This is a genomic window from Brucella tritici (assembly GCF_008932285.1).
Lineage (GTDB): Bacteria > Pseudomonadota > Alphaproteobacteria > Rhizobiales > Rhizobiaceae > Brucella > Brucella tritici.
Genome location: NZ_WBVY01000006.1, coordinates 154,336 through 172,558 on the forward strand (window position 1 = coordinate 154,336; position 18,223 = coordinate 172,558).

Here is an 18,223-nt window from a genome sequence, read left to right on the forward strand (position 1 = left end):
AAATGCATCCATTTGCGATCTGTTGAAAGATCGGCGCGAAAATTTGGCGAAGTGAGGAGCTTGTTCGAATGTCTGCCGCAGCCACCAAAAAGCAATTTATTCATGCCGGACAGGCGCTTCTGCAAACCGGTTGGGTGAATGATGTGCGGCTTGGCATGGCGGATGGAAAAATCGCATCTGTGGAAGCTGGCGTCAGCGCGCAGTCGGGTGATGAACATCATGCAGTAGTCATTTCCGGGATGCCAAACCTGCACAGCCATGCGTTCCAATACGGCATGGCTGGATTGGCGGAGCGGCGCGGCCCGTCTGCCGACAGCTTCTGGAGCTGGCGCGAGATCATGTACAAGTTCGCACTCACCACGTCGCCGGAACAGGTTGAAGCTGTGGCGTTGCGGCTCTATGTTGATATGCTTGAAGCCGGTTTCACCCGCGTCGGCGAGTTTCACTATCTGCATCACGATCGCGATGGCACGCCTTACGGCAATATCTCGGAAATGGCCGACCGCATTGTTTCCGCAGCCAAGGCGGCGGGCATCGGCCTGACGCTTCTGCCCGTCTTTTATGCGCATTCGGGTTTTGGCGGTGCTGTTCCGAATGAAGGACAACGGCGGTTCATCAACAATCCTGAACGTTTCGCGCGGCTGATCGAAGGCTGCAAACAAGCGCTTGCGGGTTTCGACGGTGCGGTTCTGGGTGTTGCACCACACAGCCTGCGCGCCGTGATGCCGGACGAACTCAACCTCGTAACGAAGCTTCTTCCCGAGACGCCGGTGCATATCCATGTGGCTGAACAGGTGAAGGAAGTCGAGGACTGTGTCGCCTGGTCGGGCAAGCGTCCGGTCGAATGGCTTCTCGACCATCAGGATTTATCTTCGCGCTGGTGCCTCATTCATGCGACCCATATGACCGATGACGAAACGCAGCGCATGGCCAAGGCCGGGGCGATTGCCGGTCTCTGCCCCGTGACCGAAGCCAATCTCGGTGACGGAACGTTCAACGCGACGGTGTTTACTTCTGCTGGTGGCAAGTTTGGTGTCGGCTCGGATTCCAATGTGCTGATCGGCATTGGCGATGAATTGCGACAGTTCGAGTATTCGCAACGTTTGCTCCATCGCGCCCGCAATGTGCTGGCTGAAAATGAAGGCTCGACGGGGCGTGCCCTGTTCGATGGCGCAGCGGTGGGCGGCAACATTGCCATGGGCCGTGCAGGCGATGGTTTGAGAGAGGGCGCTTCGGCCGATTTTGTCGCACTTGATATGGCGCGCCTGCCTCATGCGAAAGGCGATGCCGTGCTGGATGGATGGCTGTTTGGCGGTCGCGCACGACCGTCCGACGTGTGGGTGCGCGGCGTTAAACAGGTGGAAGGCGGGCGTCACCGCTTGCGTGATCAGGCGGAGCGTGCTTTCCAGAAAATCCTTGGCGAATTGCTCGCCTGACAGGAGACGGCATGGCTGGCGAAGATTTGATCGCAAAGAATGTACCGGTGCTTTCGCTGCATCAGCGTATTCTGGACGATATAGAATCGCGCATCCTGTCGGGAGAATGGCTGCCCGGCCATCGCATCCCCTTCGAGCACGAGCTGACGGAGCAGTATGGCTGTTCGCGCATGACGGTGAACAAGGCGCTGACCCAGCTTGCCAAAGCAGGACTGATCGAGCGCAAGCGGCGATCCGGCAGCTTCGTTTCCTTTCCGCAATCGCAGGCGGCGATCCTGGAAATCCACGATATCCGCGATGAGGTGGCAGCGCTTGGTGCCGCCTATCGGTTCGAGCTGACGAGCAGGCGCGAGCGACTGAGCGGACCTGCCGATGCACGGCATATCGATATGCCGCGCCACACGCCGCTGGTTGAGCTTGTCTGCCGTCACTATGCGGGCAAGCGCGTCTTTGCGCTGGAAGAGCGCATTATCAGTCTGCATGCTGTTCCGACAGCGGCGCAGACCGATTTTGCCGAAAACTCTCCGGGGCCATGGCTGGTTTCGTGTGTGCCGTGGAGCAGCGCAAAACACTCGATACGTGCGATTGCCGCCACGCAGGAGAATGCCGGGATGCTTGGCATTCCGCTGGGCTCGCCCTGTCTGGTGATCGAGCGCCAGACCTGGAATTCCGACCAGCCGGTGACGCATGTGCGTTTTACCTATCCGGGCGATAGCCATGCGCTGGTGGCGAATTTCACGCCATCGCAGGGTTAAGCCTGTGTGGCGTTGAGTATTTTCAGGGCGTGATGCGCTAGCATCTCAGCGCCCTGGTATAAGCATGTCAGAAAGAAAAAAGCCGCCGCAGGGGAACAGCGGCGGCTAAAAGGCAGCGTGACCGGGGTGCAGGTCAGGCTGCGCGTTTGATGGCGTCGCCGAGGACGGACACGATCGTGTCGATCTGTTCCTTTTCCACGATCAACGGCGGCGAAAGCGCGATCACATCGCCAGTTACGCGAATGAGCAGGCCCTTCTTGAAGCAATCCACGAAAACATCGTAGGCGCGGGCGCCCGGTGCATCCTTGCGGGACGAGAGTTCGATAGCGCCAACCAGGCCGAGGTTACGAATGTCGATGACGTTCGAAACGCCCTTGAGCGAATGGAGCGCTTCCTGCCAGTGATTGGCAAGCTCTGCACCGCGCGTCAGCAGGCCTTCTTCGGCGTAGACTTCCAGCGTTGCAAGACCGGCAGCGGCTGCAACCGGATGGCCGGAATAGGTGTATCCGTGGAACAGCTCGATAGCGTTTTCCGGGCCGGTCATCAGACCATCATAGACCTTGCGGGCGGCGAAGACTGCGCCCATCGGGATGGCACCGTTGGTCAGGCCCTTGGCGGTTGTTACGAGGTCAGGCACGACGCCGAAGTAATCAACGGCAAACGGCGTGCCGAGGCGGCCAAAACCGGTGATGACTTCGTCGAAGATCAGGAGGATGCCATGCTTGTCTGCCGTGGCGCGGAGGCGTTCCAGATAGCCCTTCGGCGGGAGGATGACGCCAGCCGAACCGGACATCGGTTCAACGATGACGGCAGCGATCTTTTCAGCGCCATGTAGCTGGACAAGGCGTTCCAGATCGTCGGCAAGCTCGATGCCGTTTGCTGGCAGGCCCTTGGAGAAGGCGTTCTTTTCGATGTCGAGCGTGTGGCGAAGGTGGTCAGCAGGAATCTGCGGGAAGACGCGACGGTTGTTGACGAGGCCACCGACGGAAATGCCGCCGAAACCGACGCCGTGATAACCCTTTTCGCGGCCCAGAATCATGGTGCGGGTGCCCTGACCGATGGCGCGCTGATACGCGATGGCGATCTTCAATGCTGTATCGACCGATTCCGAACCGGAATTGGTGAAGAATACGCGGTCGAGTTTTGCATCCGGTCCGCCCGGCGCAATGGCTGCGAGCTTTTCTGCAAAGTCGAAAGCCACATTATGGCCCATCTGGAAGGTGGGTGCGAAATCCATCGTCGAAATCTGGCGCTCGACAGCCTCGGTAATGCGCTTGCGGCCGTGACCGGCATTGCAGCACCAAAGACCTGCCGTGCCATCCAGAACCTGATTGCCGTCAGTGTCGGTGTAATACATGCCCGAGGCACTTGCGAGCATGCGCGGCGCGGCCTTGAACTGCCGGTTCGCGGTGAACGGCATCCAGAAGTTCTCAAGGCTAGGCGTGTTGGTTTTGGTGAGCATAGTTACCTCCTATTTGCAGGCAGCAGGCCACGCTTTGCGAAAGGCAACAAGTCCTTTTCTTCAAAATATTAAGCTATTGTTTTTATGTGGGATAATTATCAAGTTTGTGCTATATCGAACATCATAAACAGAAGGGGAAGGTTCGATGAGCATCGATATCGGCGGGAGGCTTCGTTATGTGCGCATGCGGCAGAATCTGTCGCAGCGCGAGCTTGCCAAAAGAGCAGGCGTGACCAACTCCACCGTATCGCTGATCGAGGCCAATCAGTCCAATCCGTCCGTTGGCGCATTGAAGCGCATTCTCGACGGTATTCCCATCGGCATGGCCGAGTTTTTCGCGCTCGAACCGGATGCGCCGCATAAGGTATTCTATCAGGCTGAGGAGCTGGTGGAAATTGGCAAGGGTTCGATTTCCTATCGTCAGGTGGGCGACCATCTGTTTTCGCGCTCATTACAGATACTGAAGGAGCGTTATGAGCCGGGTTCCGACACGGGAAAAGTGCTTTTGATGCACGAGGGGGAGGAAGGCGGCATCGTCATTTCGGGTCGCATCGAAGTGACTGTCGGCAGTGAGCGCCGCATTCTGGGGCCGGGCGACGCCTATTATTTTTCCAGCAAGCTGCCGCACCGGTTCCGTTGCGTCGGGCCGGTGCCATGCGAAATCGTCAGCGCCTGCACGCCACCGAGCTTTTGAATCGCCTCGGAAAGGCGATTCAATTTCGTGCATGTGTTCTTATTCGTAGCGGGAGATGCCGAGATCGTCGGCCCGGATATCCGGCTTGTTGCCGGAAATAAGGTCGGCGAGCAATTTGCCGGAGCCGCACGACATGGTCCAGCCGAGCGTTCCATGACCAGCATTGATGAACACGTTGTCGTAGCGCGTTGCACCGATGATCGGCGTGGAATCCGGCGTCATCGGGCGCAGGCCGGACCAGAAGGTTGCTGCTTTCAGGTCGCCGCCGGGGAACAGGTCGGTCACCGACAGATCAAGCGTCGCACGCCGCGCGGCGGGCAGGTCCTTGGTGAAGCCCGAGACTTCCGCCATGCCGCCGACGCGGATGCGGTCGCCAAGCCGGGTGATGGCGATCTTGTAGCTTTCATCGAGAACTGTCGAAACCGGAGCGCGATCCTCATCGATGATCGGCGCGGTGATGGAGTAGCCTTTCACCGGATAGATAGGGGCGTTGAGGCCAAGCGATTTGACGAGCGCTGGCGTGTAGCTGCCAAGCGCAACGACATAACGGTCGGCGGTCAGAACGCCCTCGGAGGTCTCGACGCCGGAAACCTTGCCGCCGGACATCAGCAACGACTTGATGTTGACGCCGAAGCGGAATTTGACACCGAGCCCTTCGGCGATCTTTGCCAGAGCGTTGGTGAACTTGAAGCAGTCGCCGGTTTCATCGTGCGGCAGACGCAAGCCGCCAACGAATTTGTCCTTTACGCGGGCAAGTGCCGGTTCCACCTTGGCGCAGCCCTCACGGTCGAGGACTTCAAACGGCACGCCGTCCTGACGCAGCACTTCAATATCCTTGCCGATGCCGTCAAGCTGGTACTGCTCGCGGAAGAGCTGGAGCGTGCCCTGCATGCGCTGGTCGTATTCGATGCCGGTTTCCTTGCGCAGGTCGACAAGGCAATCGCGCGCATATTCGGCAACGCGTACCATGCGGGTCTTGTTGACCTTGTAGCGGCTGTCGGTGCAATTCGCGAGCATCTGCATGAGCCAGCTATATTGAGCCGGGTCGCAGGTTGGGCGCAGGATGAGCGGCGCGTGCTTCTGGAACAGCCATTTCGCAGCCTTGAACGGAATGCCGGGTGCGGCCCATGGCGAGGCATAGCCTGGCGAAACCTGACCTGCGTTGGCAAAGCTTGTTTCCAGTGCCGGGCCTTCTTCGCGGTCGACAACGGTTACCTCATGGCCGAGCTTGGCGAGGTAATAAGCGGTCGTAACGCCAATAACGCCGCTGCCGAGGATGGTGATCTGCATGTTCGCCTCTTGTCTTATGCTTTTATGCCGCTCGCGCCGCTCTCCACGTAGACACGTGCATAACGGTTGCCGAGCGCAGTCAGAATTTCATAGGGAATGGTGTCGCAGTCGCGCGCCACGTCTTCGAGACGCTGATGCGGACCAATCAGCTCCACAAGGCTGCCGAGTTTCAGCGTGCCTTCCGGCAATGCGCTGACGTCGAGCGTGATCGAGTCCATCGATACACGTCCGATGATTGGCAGGCGCGTATCACCAAAGAAGGCCGCGCCCTTGTTGCTGAGAGAACGGAACCAGCCATCGGCATAGCCGACGGCAATTGTGGCCACCCGCATTGGACCTTCGGCGATATAGGTGCCGCCATAGCCAACCGCCGCGCCCGCGCCGATGTCGCGCACCTGAATGACGCGCGCCGAAAGGGTGAGGACAGGAACGATCTCGCTTTTAGGTCCAACGCCATAGAGCGCGACGCCGGGGCGGGCGAGGTCGAAATGATAGGTCTTGTCGAGGAAGCTGCCGCCGGAATTGGCAAAGGCGACCGGCAATTTTGGCAGACGCGCAAGCAGGGCGGTCATATTGGCAAGCTGACGGGCATTTGCCGCATTTTCCGGCTCATCACCGCTTGCCAGATGGCTGATGATAAATTTGATGTCGATGTTGCCCAGAAGAGCTGAACTTTCCAGAAGGCGCTCGAATTCCTTCGGCGACAGGCCGAGACGCGACATGCCGGTATCGAGCTGGAGCAGGGCGGGCAGCTTCTTGCCTTGTCTGGCGGCGAGCGTCGCCCAGTTTTCAATCTGTTCCAGCGAGTTGAGTACTGGCACAATGCCTTCGCGGGCGCAGGCTTCTTCTGTTCCCGGCTGAAGACCATTCAGGACGTAAAGGGTCGCATCGGGCTTGAGAAACGGCTTCAGCGCAATGGCTTCGCCGAGATGAGCGACGAAGAAATCACGGCAACCGGCATCGTAAAAGGCAGGCGCGACACGGCTGGCGCCGAGCCCGTAGGCATCGGCCTTGACGACGGCTGCGGCGCGGGTGGGCGCTATATGACGGGCAATGGCCGAATAATTGTGGCGCAGCGCCGACAGGTCGATGGTCAATACGCCACCGGCAGCAAGATCGCGCTCATCCTGTGAAAATTGCATCGACATATCAACCATTTACACGGCTCTTTCCAAACTGCTCACTACTCTACGAGAACGCTTGGAACGTCGTTGTCGATATGGATCGCCTGCCGCCCAAAGCATATAAGCCTTGGTTGAGAAACCTTGTGACTCCTCACTCCCAAAGCTTGCCCGCATATTAGTCGAAGACTATTCGAATGTTTTTGCTATTTGTCGCATATTATGCGAATTTTCGCACATCTTGCGCATATTTTAGCTTTCAGGTTGAAGATTATTCATGCCAACGCTCGACGGTATCGACCGCAATATCATCCGCTGCCTGCGCCGGGACGGGCGTATGACCAACAGTCATCTTGCCGGCGAAGTGGGGCTTTCGCAGTCCGCCTGTCTGCGGAGGGTGCAGATATTGGAGGAAAGTGGGGTCATTCGTGGCTACACGGCCATCGTCGGCTCATCCGATGGTGACGAGCGGCTGGTCGCCATCGTGCGTATTACGCTCGACCGCCAGACGGAGGAATTCCTGAACCGTTTCGAGGAGGCCGTGCGGCGGCACCCGGAAGTACAGGAATGCTATCTCATGACAGGCGACGCGGATTATATTCTGCGCGTCGAAGCGGAAAATGCCGCAGCCTATGAGATTATTCACAAGGAAATCCTGTCGCGATTGCCCGGTGTTGCGCGCATCCATTCCAGTTTTGCCATCCGCACAGTGCTTCTGTCAAAAGCGCCGACTTCACGCAGCTGAAATGAAAAAAGCCCGGTATTGACCGGGCTTTCTATTCGAAAGATCACTGTGTTTAACGGAATTCGTAACGAAGACCGGCACGAATTGTGTGCATGTTGAAGCCGTTGTCCTTGGCCTGTGTTCCGGTGGCGCCCGGTCCTTCAGCATTGCCGTAAGGGTTGGTGCTGCGATCTGCTGCGTCGAAACCATAGGCTTTGCCGCCATTGATGCGCATATAACGATAACCGACATCAAGCTTGAGTTGCTCGGTCAGATCGTAGCTGACACCGGCCATGAGAGCCATTGCAAAGCGCCAACTGTCCAACCCGTCCTTTTCGCTGGAATAGGTGCAGCCAGCGCAGACTTCATGGGATTTCCAGTTATCATATTTGACATAGGCAGCGCCCAGACCGGCACCCAGATAAGGCGTGACTGCTCCAACACGCGGCAGGTCAACATAGGCGTTGGCCATGGCCGTCCAGATATTGGCCGTGGACGAATCCTCGTAGTTGCAATTATCCTCAACCGGGTTGAAGCCTTTGCTGGATTTCACATAGCTTGGGCAGGCGGTGCGCCCGTTGATGCCCGCGCGGAAGAAGTCGAGCGTGGCATCGGCGCGGAACATGTCGGTAAAGCGGTAACCGACACCCACGCCGTAAGTCGCGCCTGCCTTGAGGCTGAAATCGTCGTAGCGCAGCGTATCGTCAATGCCGCGATAGGGCGGATCGTACTGGTTCCAGAAGCTCCAGTCGCCATCCGTGCTCGATTTGAAATTGTAACCGAGGTCGCCACGAATATACCAGCCGGAGGAATTAACCGGTTCCGGCATGGGCTCAATGACAGGGTCTGCAATTATATCGGCGGCAAATGCCGCTCCTGATCCCGCCATCAGACTGATAGCCACGATGGCAATGGCGGAAGTGCACTTCATCGGTTCCCACTCCAAATCCGAACAGAAAAACGGCCACGAGCCGTACTGCCGAACATGGTAAAGAGATATGTTTAACACTTGGTTATTTTTAAGTAACCTTGCGGTGCATCATTCACCGGTACTCGCGTATGGCGCGATATTATTCAAGTAATTGCTAAAGTACAGGAGCCGACACGGGGCCGGCTCTGGACATTGTCAAAAGTTTATGGCTCAAAAATTTATGGAATGGATGATCGACTTGTCGATATCGTTGATATCGCGTTTGCCGCAGAGCGCCATCGTGACATCCAGTTCCTTGCGGATGATTTCAAGCGCCAGCGTTACGCCATCCTTGCCCATCGCACCGAGGCCATAGAGGAACGGACGGCCGATGAACACACCCTGCGCACCGAGCGCGCGGGCTTTAAGCACATCCTGACCGGAACGGATACCGCCATCGACATGCACTTCGATCTTGTCGCCGACAGCGTCAACGATCGGCTGCAGCATGGAGATTGAAGACGGTGCGCCATCGAGCTGACGTCCACCGTGGTTTGACACGATGATTGCGTCTGCACCTGACTTTGCCGCCATCCTGGCGTCTTCGGCATCGAGAATGCCCTTGAGGATGAGCTTGCCACCCCATTGTTCCTTGATCCAGGCCACGTCGTTCCAGTTGAGCTGCGGATCGAACTGTTCCGCCGTCCAGGAGGAGAGCGAGGAAAGGTCGGTAACATTCTTGGCGTGACCGGCGATGTTGCGGAACGTGCGGCGCTGCGTGCCCATCATGCCAAGGCACCAGCCGGGGCGGGTTGCCATCTGCCAGATATGCTTCGGGGTGAATTTCGGCGGGGCGGAAAGGCCGTTGCGGATATCCTTGTGGCGCTGGCCGAGAATCTGAAGATCGAGTGTCAGTACCAATGCCGAGCAACCGGCGGCCTTGGCGCGACCGATCAGATTCTTCACGAAGTCGCGGTCCTTCATCACGTAGAGCTGGAACCAGAACGGCTTCTTGGTGACCGAAGCGACATCTTCGATGGAACAGATGCTCATGGTCGAAAGGGTGAAGGGAACGCCGAAGGCTTCTGCCGCCTGCGCGGCGAGCATTTCGCCGTCGGCATGCTGCATGCCTGTCAGGCCAGTCGGGGCGAGCGCCACCGGCATCGACACTTTTTCACCGATCATTGTTGTTTCGAGCGAACGGTTCGTCATGTCGACGAGGACGCGCTGGCGCAATTTGATCTTCTTGAAGTCGTCTTCGTTGGCGCGATAGGTCGACTCGGTCCAGGCGCCAGAATCCGCGTAATCAAAGAACATCTTGGGGACGCGGCGCTGGGCAAGCCGCTTCAGATCGGCGATTTCAACGATGTTGGGCATCTATCCCACCCCTTGTGGTAATTTTTCTTGACCAATCGCATGACGGATCGCGCGACTGAAATCAAGTGCGAACAAGTATCGAATAACAATTGCCTCGCGGTTAATTGAAGGACCAGGCAATTCCACTTATGATATTGGCACCCGCCCAAGGCAAGTTTATGCCAACTGAAGAAGGCGGGCTCGCAACTGGGTTAGAGGGTAACGGATGAGCAAGGCCACCAAAACCGGTTTCATTGGCAAGCGATCCGCTGCAGCAGGCGGATGGGGCGCATTGAAAAGCTGCGGCAAGCAACTGCTTGCAAGCGGCGCTCCGCTCTCCGGTGCGCGCACGCTTCTCAAGGCAAACCAGCCTGACGGGTTCGATTGCCCCGGTTGCGCCTGGGGTGATCCGGAACATGGCTCTTCCTTCGAATTTTGCGAGAATGGCGTGAAGGCTGTCGCCTGGGAGGCAACCGACCGGCGCACGACGCCTGCCTTCTTCCGCGAACATACGGTTTCGCAGCTGCGTAGCTGGACGGATTACGATCTGGAGAATACGGGTCGCCTGACCCATCCGATGCGGTACAATGCCTCGACCGATCAGTATGAAGCCATCGAATGGGATGAGGCGTTCAGGACTATCGGTGATATTCTCAAGAGTTTCGACAGCCCGAACCGGGTTGAGTTCTATACGTCGGGTCGTGCCTCGAATGAGGCAGCGTTTCTCTATCAGTTGTTTGTGCGCGCCTATGGGACCAACAATTTCCCCGACTGCTCTAATATGTGCCACGAGGCTAGCGGTGTTGCGCTGAAGCAGTCGGTTGGCGTCGGCAAGGGGACCGTCCTGCTGGAAGATTTCGAAATGGCCGATGCCATTTTTGTCGTCGGCCAGAATCCGGGCACCAACCATCCGCGCATGTTGGGCGATCTGCGTCGTGCCGCTGAGCGCGGTGCGCGCATTGTCGTTTTCAATCCGATCCGCGAACGCGGGCTGGAGCGGTTCGCCGATCCGCAGAACAAGCTTGAAATGCTGCATGGCGGCAGCGAAGCCATAGCGAGCGATTATTTCCAGCCGCGCCTTGGCGGCGATCTTGCCGCTTTCCGTGGTATGGCCAAGGCGGTTTTCGCGGCGGACGATGCGGCGCTGGCCGAAGGCAAGCCCTCCATCCTCGACCGGGAATTTCTCAGCACGCATACGGCGGAACTGGAAGCCTATCGGGCCGTTGTTGACGCGACATCGTGGGAAGAGATCGAGGACCAATCGGGACTTCTCCGGTCGTCGCTGGAACGCGCGGCAAAAATCTATATGGAATCGGAACGGGTCATCTGCACCTGGGCGATGGGCATCACCCAGCACCGCCATTCCGTCATCACGATCCGCGAAATCACCAACTTCATGCTGCTGCGCGGCAATATTGGCAGGCCCGGCGCTGGGCTGTGTCCGGTGCGCGGCCATTCAAACGTGCAGGGGGATCGGACCGTCGGCATCAATGAACGGCCTCCGGTCGCATTTCTCGATGCTCTGGAAAAGGAATTCGGCTTTGATGTTCCTCGTGAGCCGGGACACAATGTTCTGGGTGCCATTGGTGCCATGCTCGACGGGTCTGCTCAGGCATTTATCGGCCTTGGCGGCAATTTTGCCCGGGCCACGCCGGATAGCCCGCTTATTTCCAAAGCGCTTTCCGGCCAGGGGCTGACGGTCCATATCGCAACCAAGCTCAACCATTCGCATCTGGTGCCGGGGCGGGAATCTTTCATTCTGCCTTGCCTTGGCCGCACGGAGATCGACCTCAATTCCAGAGGTGTGGCGCAGATCGTGACGGTTGAGGATTCCATGAGCATGGTGCACGGTTCAGGCGGCATCAATGCGCCTGCATCTGCGCATCTGCGCTCGGAAGTGACGATCATTGCGGGTATGGCGCAGGCGACGCTTGGGCCACAGCCGGTCGACTGGCTGGAGCTTGCCGACGACTACGATCTTATCCGCAACCATATCGCCCGTGTGCTGCCGGACTTCTATGATTTCAATATGCGTGTGCGGGTTCCCCGCGGCTTCCATTTGCGTAATTCCGCCCGCGAGCTGGAATGGAATACGACGAAGGGCAAGGCCACATTCTGGACCGGGGGCCTGCCGGAAGCCGTCGAGCATCAGCAGGCACGCGGTATACCGGGGCGTTATGTGCTGCAAACATTCCGCAGCCACGACCAGTATAATACGACCATCTATGGCATGGATGATCGCTATCGTGGTGTTTATGGAGAACGGCAGGTCGTCTTCATGAATGCCGCCGATATGGCCGATATCGGTGTCGAGGCCGGTGACCGGGCTGATATTGTCGGCGAATTCGACGATGGCGTGGAGCGTATTGCCCGCGATTTCCGCTTTGTGCCCTACGACATCCCGCGCGGCTGTATTGCAGGCTACTATCCGGAAATGAATGTGCTGGTGCCACTCGCCAGTTCGGGTGATGAAAGCTACACGCCGACCTCGAAATCGGTGATTGTTTCATTCCGTCCTCTTAAATCGGCTGCCGCATGATGGATGAGGGCGAGGCGGAATATATGGCGTTCGTTGACGCTCTCATGACGGCGTCCCGCAATCTCACCGGGCTTGGCGCCGGGATTGTCGCCGCGCTGGCGCTGGGTATAGCGTCAGACAGCCGAACTTTTGCGCGGTTATTGGGTGTTGCGCACGCGCTGGTGCTGCGGGAAATTTCAGTGCTCGGGCAAGATCATGGTTATGTGCGGATCAGGCAGCGCGATCCGCGCACGCAACGCACGCGTTATGAATTGAATGCCGCTGGGCAGAGACTTGTCGAGGAGGCAAAGCTTTAGAAAGCTGTTCGCAGCAGCCAATATTATTGAATATCAATATATCTCTATATTTCTATTTATATACGCTCCCGTAAGGGGCAAAGCCTGTCAATTGTTTTGTGTGAACATTTTCGAAAAGATTTTAACAGCGATAACTATGATTCAACATCTTTTACAACGCCGCTTTTCTCTGCATGGCTTTAGTTGCATTCTCAACAGAACCGAACCAGTGAGAATCGTGTAAATGGCAGTAAAATCAATCATTTACGGTTTCCAGAATGGATGGAGGCGCGTTGCGAGCCAGCTCGCGGCTTCCCGTTTTGGAAAGCGGGGTATGCTCCTTGTCTGTCTGGGGCTGCTTGTGCCGGGCATCGTGTCTCCTGTGCGGGCGGACCAGCTTAATGTCGTACCGGTGGCGGTGGTCAAGGCGGTCGCAAGCGATTACCAGCCGAAACTCACATTATCCGGTGCGATAGCGGCGCGTTCTCTCGTCAATGTTTCGTTCCGTTTGAACGGTCAGGTCGTGCAGCGTCTGGTCGAGATCGGCCAGCATGTGGAAAAGGGCCAGCCTCTCGCCAGTATCGACGATGTTGAACAGCAGGCCAATCTGCGCGTTGCGCAAGCCACAAGGGACGCCGCGCAGGCGCAACTCGTACAGGCACAGGCCAATTTTGTGCGGCAAAAGGCCTTGCTGGCGCAAGGCTTCACGACGCGCAGCACCTATGACCAGGCAAACCAGAACCTGCAGACGACGCAGAGCGCTCTTGCAAGCGCCGAAAGCCAGCTCAAGGATGCGCGCGACCAGTTGTCCTACACCGAATTGCAGGCGCCTGTTTCAGGCGTGATTACCGCGCGCAACGTCGAGGCCGGGCAAGTGGTGCAGGCGGCGCAGACAGCGTTTTCTATTGCCGAGGATGGTCCGCGTGACGCGATCTTCGATGTGCAGGAAACGCTGGTCAACCATGCCAAGATCGGTATGGGCGTAACGATTGCGCTTCTGTCCGATGCTTCGATCAGCGCCGAAGGCAAGATCCGCGAAATTTCGCCGGTGGTGGATGCGCAGACGGGCACCGTGCGGGTGAAGGTGGGAATAGCGCAAACGCCACCGCAGATGGCACTCGGAGCCACGGTGACGGGGACGGTGCATATGGACAGCGTGAAAGTCGTGGTGCTGCCGTGGAGCGCGATGACTTCGGATGCAGGACGCACGGCTGTCTGGAGGCTATCGAAGGATTCCAAGGTGGCAACGCTGGTTCCGATAAAAGTGCTTGCCTACGAAAAGGGGAGGCTGCTCGTTGAGGGTGGCCTGCAGGAGGGCGAGCTGATCGTCACCAAAGGCGCACAGATGCTGCGTTCCGGCGAACCGGCTGATGTCGTGCAGGAACAGGAAGGGCTCGTTGCACAATGAAGACGGCAATCCAGTTTCGTGCGGTCCGGTCAATGGGCTATGTCGTCATGCTTGGCGCAGCGGTTCTGCTCAGCGCCTGCGGCAAGGAAGAAGACAAACAAGCGGATACGGACATTGCGCGCCCGGTTCTGTATATGGTGGTTGAACCCAAGCCTGTAACGCAGACGGGTTTTGCAGGTACGATAGAGCCGCGTTATTCCACCGATCTTGCGTTCCGTGTGCTCGGGCGGATTATCAATCGTCCCGTTCAGGTGGGCGATCTCGTGAAGAAGGGCGAGATGGTTGCGATGGTCGATCCGTCCAATCTCGATCTTGCCGTTCAGTCGGCACGGGCCGATCTGGCGAGCGCCGAAGCGCAATTTGCCAATGCCTCGGCAAGCGAGGAGCGCCAGCGTATCCTCCTCAAGGGCAATAATGTCTCGCAAGCCGATTACGATGCGGCGAAACAGGCGCGCGACAGCGCCGAGGCGGGGCTGGAAAAGGCTCAGGCGGGGCTGAAAAAGGCGCAGGACCAGCGTAGCTATGCCGTGTTACGCCCGGATTACGACGGCGTCATTTCGGCAACGAATGCTGAAGTCGGGCAGGTGGTTGCGGCGGGGCAGACCGTAATGACGGTCGCGCGTCCCGATATCCGCGAAGCCGTGCTCGATATTCCTGACAGCATGACGCAGTATTTTGAGCCGGGTACGCCATTCAATGTACAGCTTCAGGCCGATCCGAAAGTGACGGGACAGGGAACGGTGCGCGAGGTTGCGCCCCAGGCAGATGCACAGACGCGCACGCGGCGCGTCAGAATTGCTCTCGATAATCCGCCGGAAGGCTTTCGCCTTGGCGCTACGATCCGGGCAGCCATGGCTGCACCCGAACAGAACCTTGTGACGATGCCAATTCAGGCCCTGCGTGATGAAAACGGCAAGACTGGCATCTGGGTCATCGACCCGCACAAGCAGACGGTTTCCCTTCATGATGTGCAGGTTATCGAACGACGCGGCGACAGTTTTGTCGCCGGGGGTGTCGATGTCGGCAGTTACGTTGCGATTGCCGGTGTGAACGAGTTGAAGGAAGGACAGAAAGTCCGCCTGGACGCGAAAGGAACGGGCCTGTGAAGAAGGGTTTCAATCTGTCTGACTGGGCTCTGAATCATCGGTCCCTCGTCTGGTATTTCATGCTCGTCTTTCTGGTGGCAGGCCTGATTTCCTACATCGATCTCGGTCGCGAGGAAGATCCGGAATTCACCGTCAAGACGATGGTCGTACAGGCCAACTGGCCGGGGGCTTCCGTTGAGGAAACACTCAATCAGGTTACGGACCGGCTGGAAAAGAAGCTCGAAGAGCTGGATACGCTCGACTATACGCGCAGCATAACCACCGCAGGCAAGTCGGTCGTGTTCGTGTTTCTGAAAGATACGACGCGGGCCGAACAGGTCAAAAAATCCTGGACGGAAGTGCGCCATTTTCTGAACGATATTCAGAATACGCTGCCGCAGGGCGTTCTCGGGCCGTATTTCAACGACCAGTTCGGTGACGTTTACGGCAACGTTTATGCCTTCACGTCGGATGGTCTTTCCATGCGGCAGTTGCGCGATTATGCCGAGAGCACGCGGACCAAAATTCTGACACTGCCCAATGCAGGCAAGGTCGAGTTGATCGGTGCGCAGGACGAGGCGATCTATCTGGAGTTTTCGACACGCCAGATTGCGGCGCTGGGATTGGACCAACAGGCAATCCTGCAAGCCTTGCAGGACCAGAACGCCATTACGCCTTCCGGTGTCGTGGAAGCCGGGCCGGAGCGCATCAGCGTGCGCGTCAGCGGGCAATTCAATTCGGAAGCCGATCTGCGTGCAGTGAACCTGCGCGTCAATGATCGCTTCTTCCGTCTTTCCGATGTCGCGACGATCACGCGTGGCTACGTCGATCCGCCCGCATCCATTTTCCGGGTAAACGGGCAGGATGCGATTGGGCTTGGCATCGGCATGAAGCCGAATGGCAATCTTCTTGAGTTTGGGGCAGCCCTTGACAAGATGATGAGCGAGGTGACGGCAGAACTGCCGGTTGGCGTCAATGTATTCAAGGTCGCCGACCAACCCGAAGTCGTCAAGGATGCAGTTTCGGGCTTTACCAGAGCGCTCTTCGAGGCCGTCGTTATCGTTTTGGCCGTAAGCTTCGTCAGTCTGGGCGTACGAGCGGGCTTTGTTGTTTCTCTGTCGATCCCGCTGGTGCTGGCAATCACCTTCCTGGCGATGTCGCTGATGGATATTTCCCTGCAACGCGTATCGCTTGGCGCGCTTATCATCGCATTGGGCCTGCTGGTCGATGATGCGATGATTGCGGTTGAAATGATGGTGGCGCGGCTTGAGCACGGTGATCCCATCAACAAGGCCGCAACCTATGTCTATTCGCATACGGCGTTCCCGATGCTGACGGGCACGCTCGTCACCATTGCAGGGTTCATACCGATCGGGTTGAACAACAGTCAGGCCGGTGAGTATACGTTTACATTGTTCGTGGTGATCGCAGTTTCGCTGATTGTCTCGTGGATCGTGGCGGTTCTGTTTGCGCCTCTGCTGGGTGTCACTTTCCTGCCGAAGAAGATGAAGGCGCATGAAGAAAAGCACAGCCGCTTCTTCATGATCTTCTCGCAGGTCCTGCTGGCATCCATGCGGCATAAATGGATCACCATCGCCACTACCATCGTGCTCTTTGTTGTGTCGGTTTTCGGCATGGGCTTCATCCAACGACAGTTCTTCCCGGAATCGGACCGTCCGGAACTGGTGCTCGACTGGACGCTTCCGCAGAACAGCTCCATCGCCGATACCAGAGCACAGATGGAAAAGTTCGAAGCGACGATGCTCAAAGACAATCCTGATATAGATCACTGGAGTACCTATGTCGGGGAAGGTGCCATCCGCTTCATTCTTTCTTTCGATGTGCAGCCTGCAAATCCGTATTTCGGGCAGATGGTCGTCGTTGCCAACGATATCGAAGCGCGTGATCGGCTCAAGCAGAAGTTCAACGAGGTTCTGCGCAAGGATTACGTCGGTACGGACGTCTATGTAAAATATCTGGAGCTTGGACCGCCGGTTGGCCGTCCGGTGCAGTATCGTATCTCGGGACCGGACATCCAGAAGCTGCGTGGCATCGCGCAGGATTTTGCCGGTATCCTGAGCGCGGATAAGCGGCTCGGTGTCGTCAACTATAACTGGAACGAACCGGGGCGTGTCATTCGCGTCGACGTTATGCAGGACAAGGCAAGAAAGCTCGGCATTTCGTCAAAAGATATTGCAACGACTCTCAACGGCATCGTTGGCGGGATCACAATCACGCAGGTGCGGGATTCGATCTATCTGATCGATGTCATAGCTCGGGCGCAGAAGCAGGAGCGGGACTCGATCGATACGCTGCAAAGCCTTCAGATCGCAACCGGTAACGGGACATCGGTGCCCTTGGCGGCGATTGCGAATTTCCGGTACGAACTGGAGCAGCCGGTTATCTATCGTCGTTCGCGCATTCCGACGATTACGGTCGCTGCTGGCATCATCGACAAGACGATGCCGGACACGATCGTCAAGGATCTGGCGCCAGCAATCAAGACTTTCGCCGACAAGCTGCCATCGGGATACTATATCCAGACGGCAGGCACGGTGGAGGAAAGCGGCAAGAGCCAGGGACCGATTGCTGCTGTTGTTCCGCTGATGCTGTTCGTCATGGCGACGGTGCTGATGATCCAGCTTCAAAGCTTCCAGCGGTTGTTCCTTGTGGTGGCTGTGGCGCCGCTCGGTCTGATCGGCGTGGTGGCAGCCCTGCTACCAAGCGGCAAGCCGCTTGGTTTCGTGGCTATCCTCGGCGTGCTGGCATTGGTCGGTATTCTCATCCGAAACTCGGTCATTCTGATCGTGCAGGTCGAGGAACATATCACCGAGGGTATGCATCCATGGGATGCGGTGACACAAGCCAGCCAGCACCGTATGCGACCCATCGCGCTGACGGCGGCGGCGGCAAGTCTGGCGCTGATTCCCATTGCGCGTGAAGTGTTCTGGGGGCCGATGGCCTACGCCATGATGGGCGGTATCATAGCGGGCACGGCGATCACGCTCCTGTTCCTGCCGGCGCTTTATGTCGCCTGGTTCCGGATCAAGGAGCCGGAGCACAAGCCGGATGAGCCGCCAGCCGAGGCACATCCCGCTCCGCAATCGCATTAAACAAAAAGCCCGGTCACGACCGGGCTTTTTTCATGCGATTGTCACTTGCCATTGG

At 57.7% G+C, this 18,223-nt stretch carries 14 protein-coding genes; 9 read left to right on the plus strand and 5 right to left on the minus strand.

Features of this window, described 5'->3' with window-relative positions; all coding sequences use genetic code 11:
- Positions 1-68: 68 nt before the first annotated feature.
- Positions 69-1,436 carry a formimidoylglutamate deiminase gene (locus tag F9K94_RS20855; protein WP_151648181.1) on the plus strand — a complete coding sequence of 456 codons (1,368 nt, stop codon included), beginning with the start codon at positions 69-71 and terminating at the stop codon, positions 1,434-1,436.
- Between the two features lie 11 nt (positions 1,437-1,447).
- Positions 1,448-2,191 carry a histidine utilization repressor gene (gene hutC, locus F9K94_RS20860; RefSeq protein WP_061345823.1) on the plus strand — a complete coding sequence of 248 codons (744 nt, stop codon included), beginning with the start codon at positions 1,448-1,450 and terminating at the stop codon, positions 2,189-2,191.
- A gap of 133 nt (positions 2,192-2,324) precedes the next feature.
- On the opposite strand, the gene F9K94_RS20865 is transcribed toward hutC, so the two are convergent.
- Positions 2,325-3,653, minus strand: coding sequence for an aspartate aminotransferase family protein (locus tag F9K94_RS20865; RefSeq protein WP_061345824.1), 1,329 nt, complete (start codon positions 3,651-3,653; stop codon positions 2,325-2,327).
- A 145-nt stretch (positions 3,654-3,798) separates the two neighbouring features.
- On the opposite strand from F9K94_RS20865, the gene F9K94_RS20870 reads away from it, so the two are divergent.
- Positions 3,799-4,347 (plus strand): cupin domain-containing protein, encoded by a 549-nt coding sequence (locus F9K94_RS20870; RefSeq protein WP_151648182.1) that lies wholly within the window; start codon positions 3,799-3,801, stop codon positions 4,345-4,347.
- Positions 4,348-4,386: 39 nt separating this feature from the next.
- Here the strand turns inward: F9K94_RS20870 and F9K94_RS20875 are convergent, their stop codons facing one another.
- Positions 4,387-5,637, minus strand: a complete 1,251-nt coding sequence (locus tag F9K94_RS20875) for a D-amino acid dehydrogenase (protein WP_061345826.1) — start codon at positions 5,635-5,637, stop codon at positions 4,387-4,389.
- Between the two features lie 14 nt (positions 5,638-5,651).
- Complete coding sequence (alr, locus tag F9K94_RS20880) at positions 5,652-6,794, minus strand: alanine racemase (RefSeq protein ID WP_151648183.1); 1,143 nt, start codon at positions 6,792-6,794, stop codon at positions 5,652-5,654.
- A 241-nt stretch (positions 6,795-7,035) separates the two neighbouring features.
- Here alr and F9K94_RS20885 point away from each other — a divergent pair, with 241 nt between their 5' ends.
- Complete coding sequence (locus tag F9K94_RS20885; RefSeq protein ID WP_151648184.1) at positions 7,036-7,503, plus strand: Lrp/AsnC family transcriptional regulator; 468 nt, start codon at positions 7,036-7,038, stop codon at positions 7,501-7,503.
- A 52-nt stretch (positions 7,504-7,555) separates the two neighbouring features.
- On the opposite strand, the gene F9K94_RS20890 is transcribed toward F9K94_RS20885, so the two are convergent.
- Together F9K94_RS20890 and F9K94_RS20895 are read right to left on the minus strand one after the other, a co-directional pair.
- Positions 7,556-8,413, minus strand: coding sequence for an outer membrane protein (locus F9K94_RS20890; RefSeq protein WP_061345829.1), 858 nt, complete (start codon positions 8,411-8,413; stop codon positions 7,556-7,558).
- A gap of 210 nt (positions 8,414-8,623) precedes the next feature.
- The gene (locus F9K94_RS20895; protein ID WP_061345830.1) at positions 8,624-9,769 is read right to left on the minus strand and encodes an alpha-hydroxy acid oxidase; all 1,146 of its coding nucleotides are present in this window, start codon (positions 9,767-9,769) and stop codon (positions 8,624-8,626) included.
- A 205-nt stretch (positions 9,770-9,974) separates the two neighbouring features.
- Here F9K94_RS20895 and F9K94_RS20900 point away from each other — a divergent pair, with 205 nt between their 5' ends.
- The 5 genes from F9K94_RS20900 (at position 9,975) to F9K94_RS20920 (ending at position 18,168) form a co-directional block, all read left to right on the plus strand.
- Positions 9,975-12,287 carry an FdhF/YdeP family oxidoreductase gene (locus F9K94_RS20900; RefSeq protein WP_151648185.1) on the plus strand — a complete coding sequence of 771 codons (2,313 nt, stop codon included), beginning with the start codon at positions 9,975-9,977 and terminating at the stop codon, positions 12,285-12,287.
- A complete protein-coding gene (locus tag F9K94_RS20905; protein ID WP_151648186.1) occupies positions 12,284-12,583 on the plus strand; it encodes a hypothetical protein in 300 nt (99 codons plus the stop codon). Before F9K94_RS20900 ends, F9K94_RS20905 begins: the two co-directional genes overlap by 4 nt.
- A 313-nt stretch (positions 12,584-12,896) precedes the next feature.
- Positions 12,897-13,970 carry an efflux RND transporter periplasmic adaptor subunit gene (locus tag F9K94_RS20910; RefSeq protein ID WP_151648237.1) on the plus strand — a complete coding sequence of 358 codons (1,074 nt, stop codon included), beginning with the start codon at positions 12,897-12,899 and terminating at the stop codon, positions 13,968-13,970.
- On the plus strand, positions 13,967-15,076 hold the full coding sequence (locus F9K94_RS20915; protein ID WP_151648187.1) for an efflux RND transporter periplasmic adaptor subunit: 1,110 nt from the start codon (positions 13,967-13,969) through the stop codon (positions 15,074-15,076). The genes F9K94_RS20910 and F9K94_RS20915 overlap by 4 nt, the downstream gene beginning before the upstream one ends.
- A complete protein-coding gene (locus tag F9K94_RS20920; RefSeq protein ID WP_151648189.1) occupies positions 15,073-18,168 on the plus strand; it encodes an efflux RND transporter permease subunit in 3,096 nt (1,031 codons plus the stop codon). Before F9K94_RS20915 ends, F9K94_RS20920 begins: the two co-directional genes overlap by 4 nt.
- The last annotated feature ends 55 nt before the right edge of the window (positions 18,169-18,223 follow it).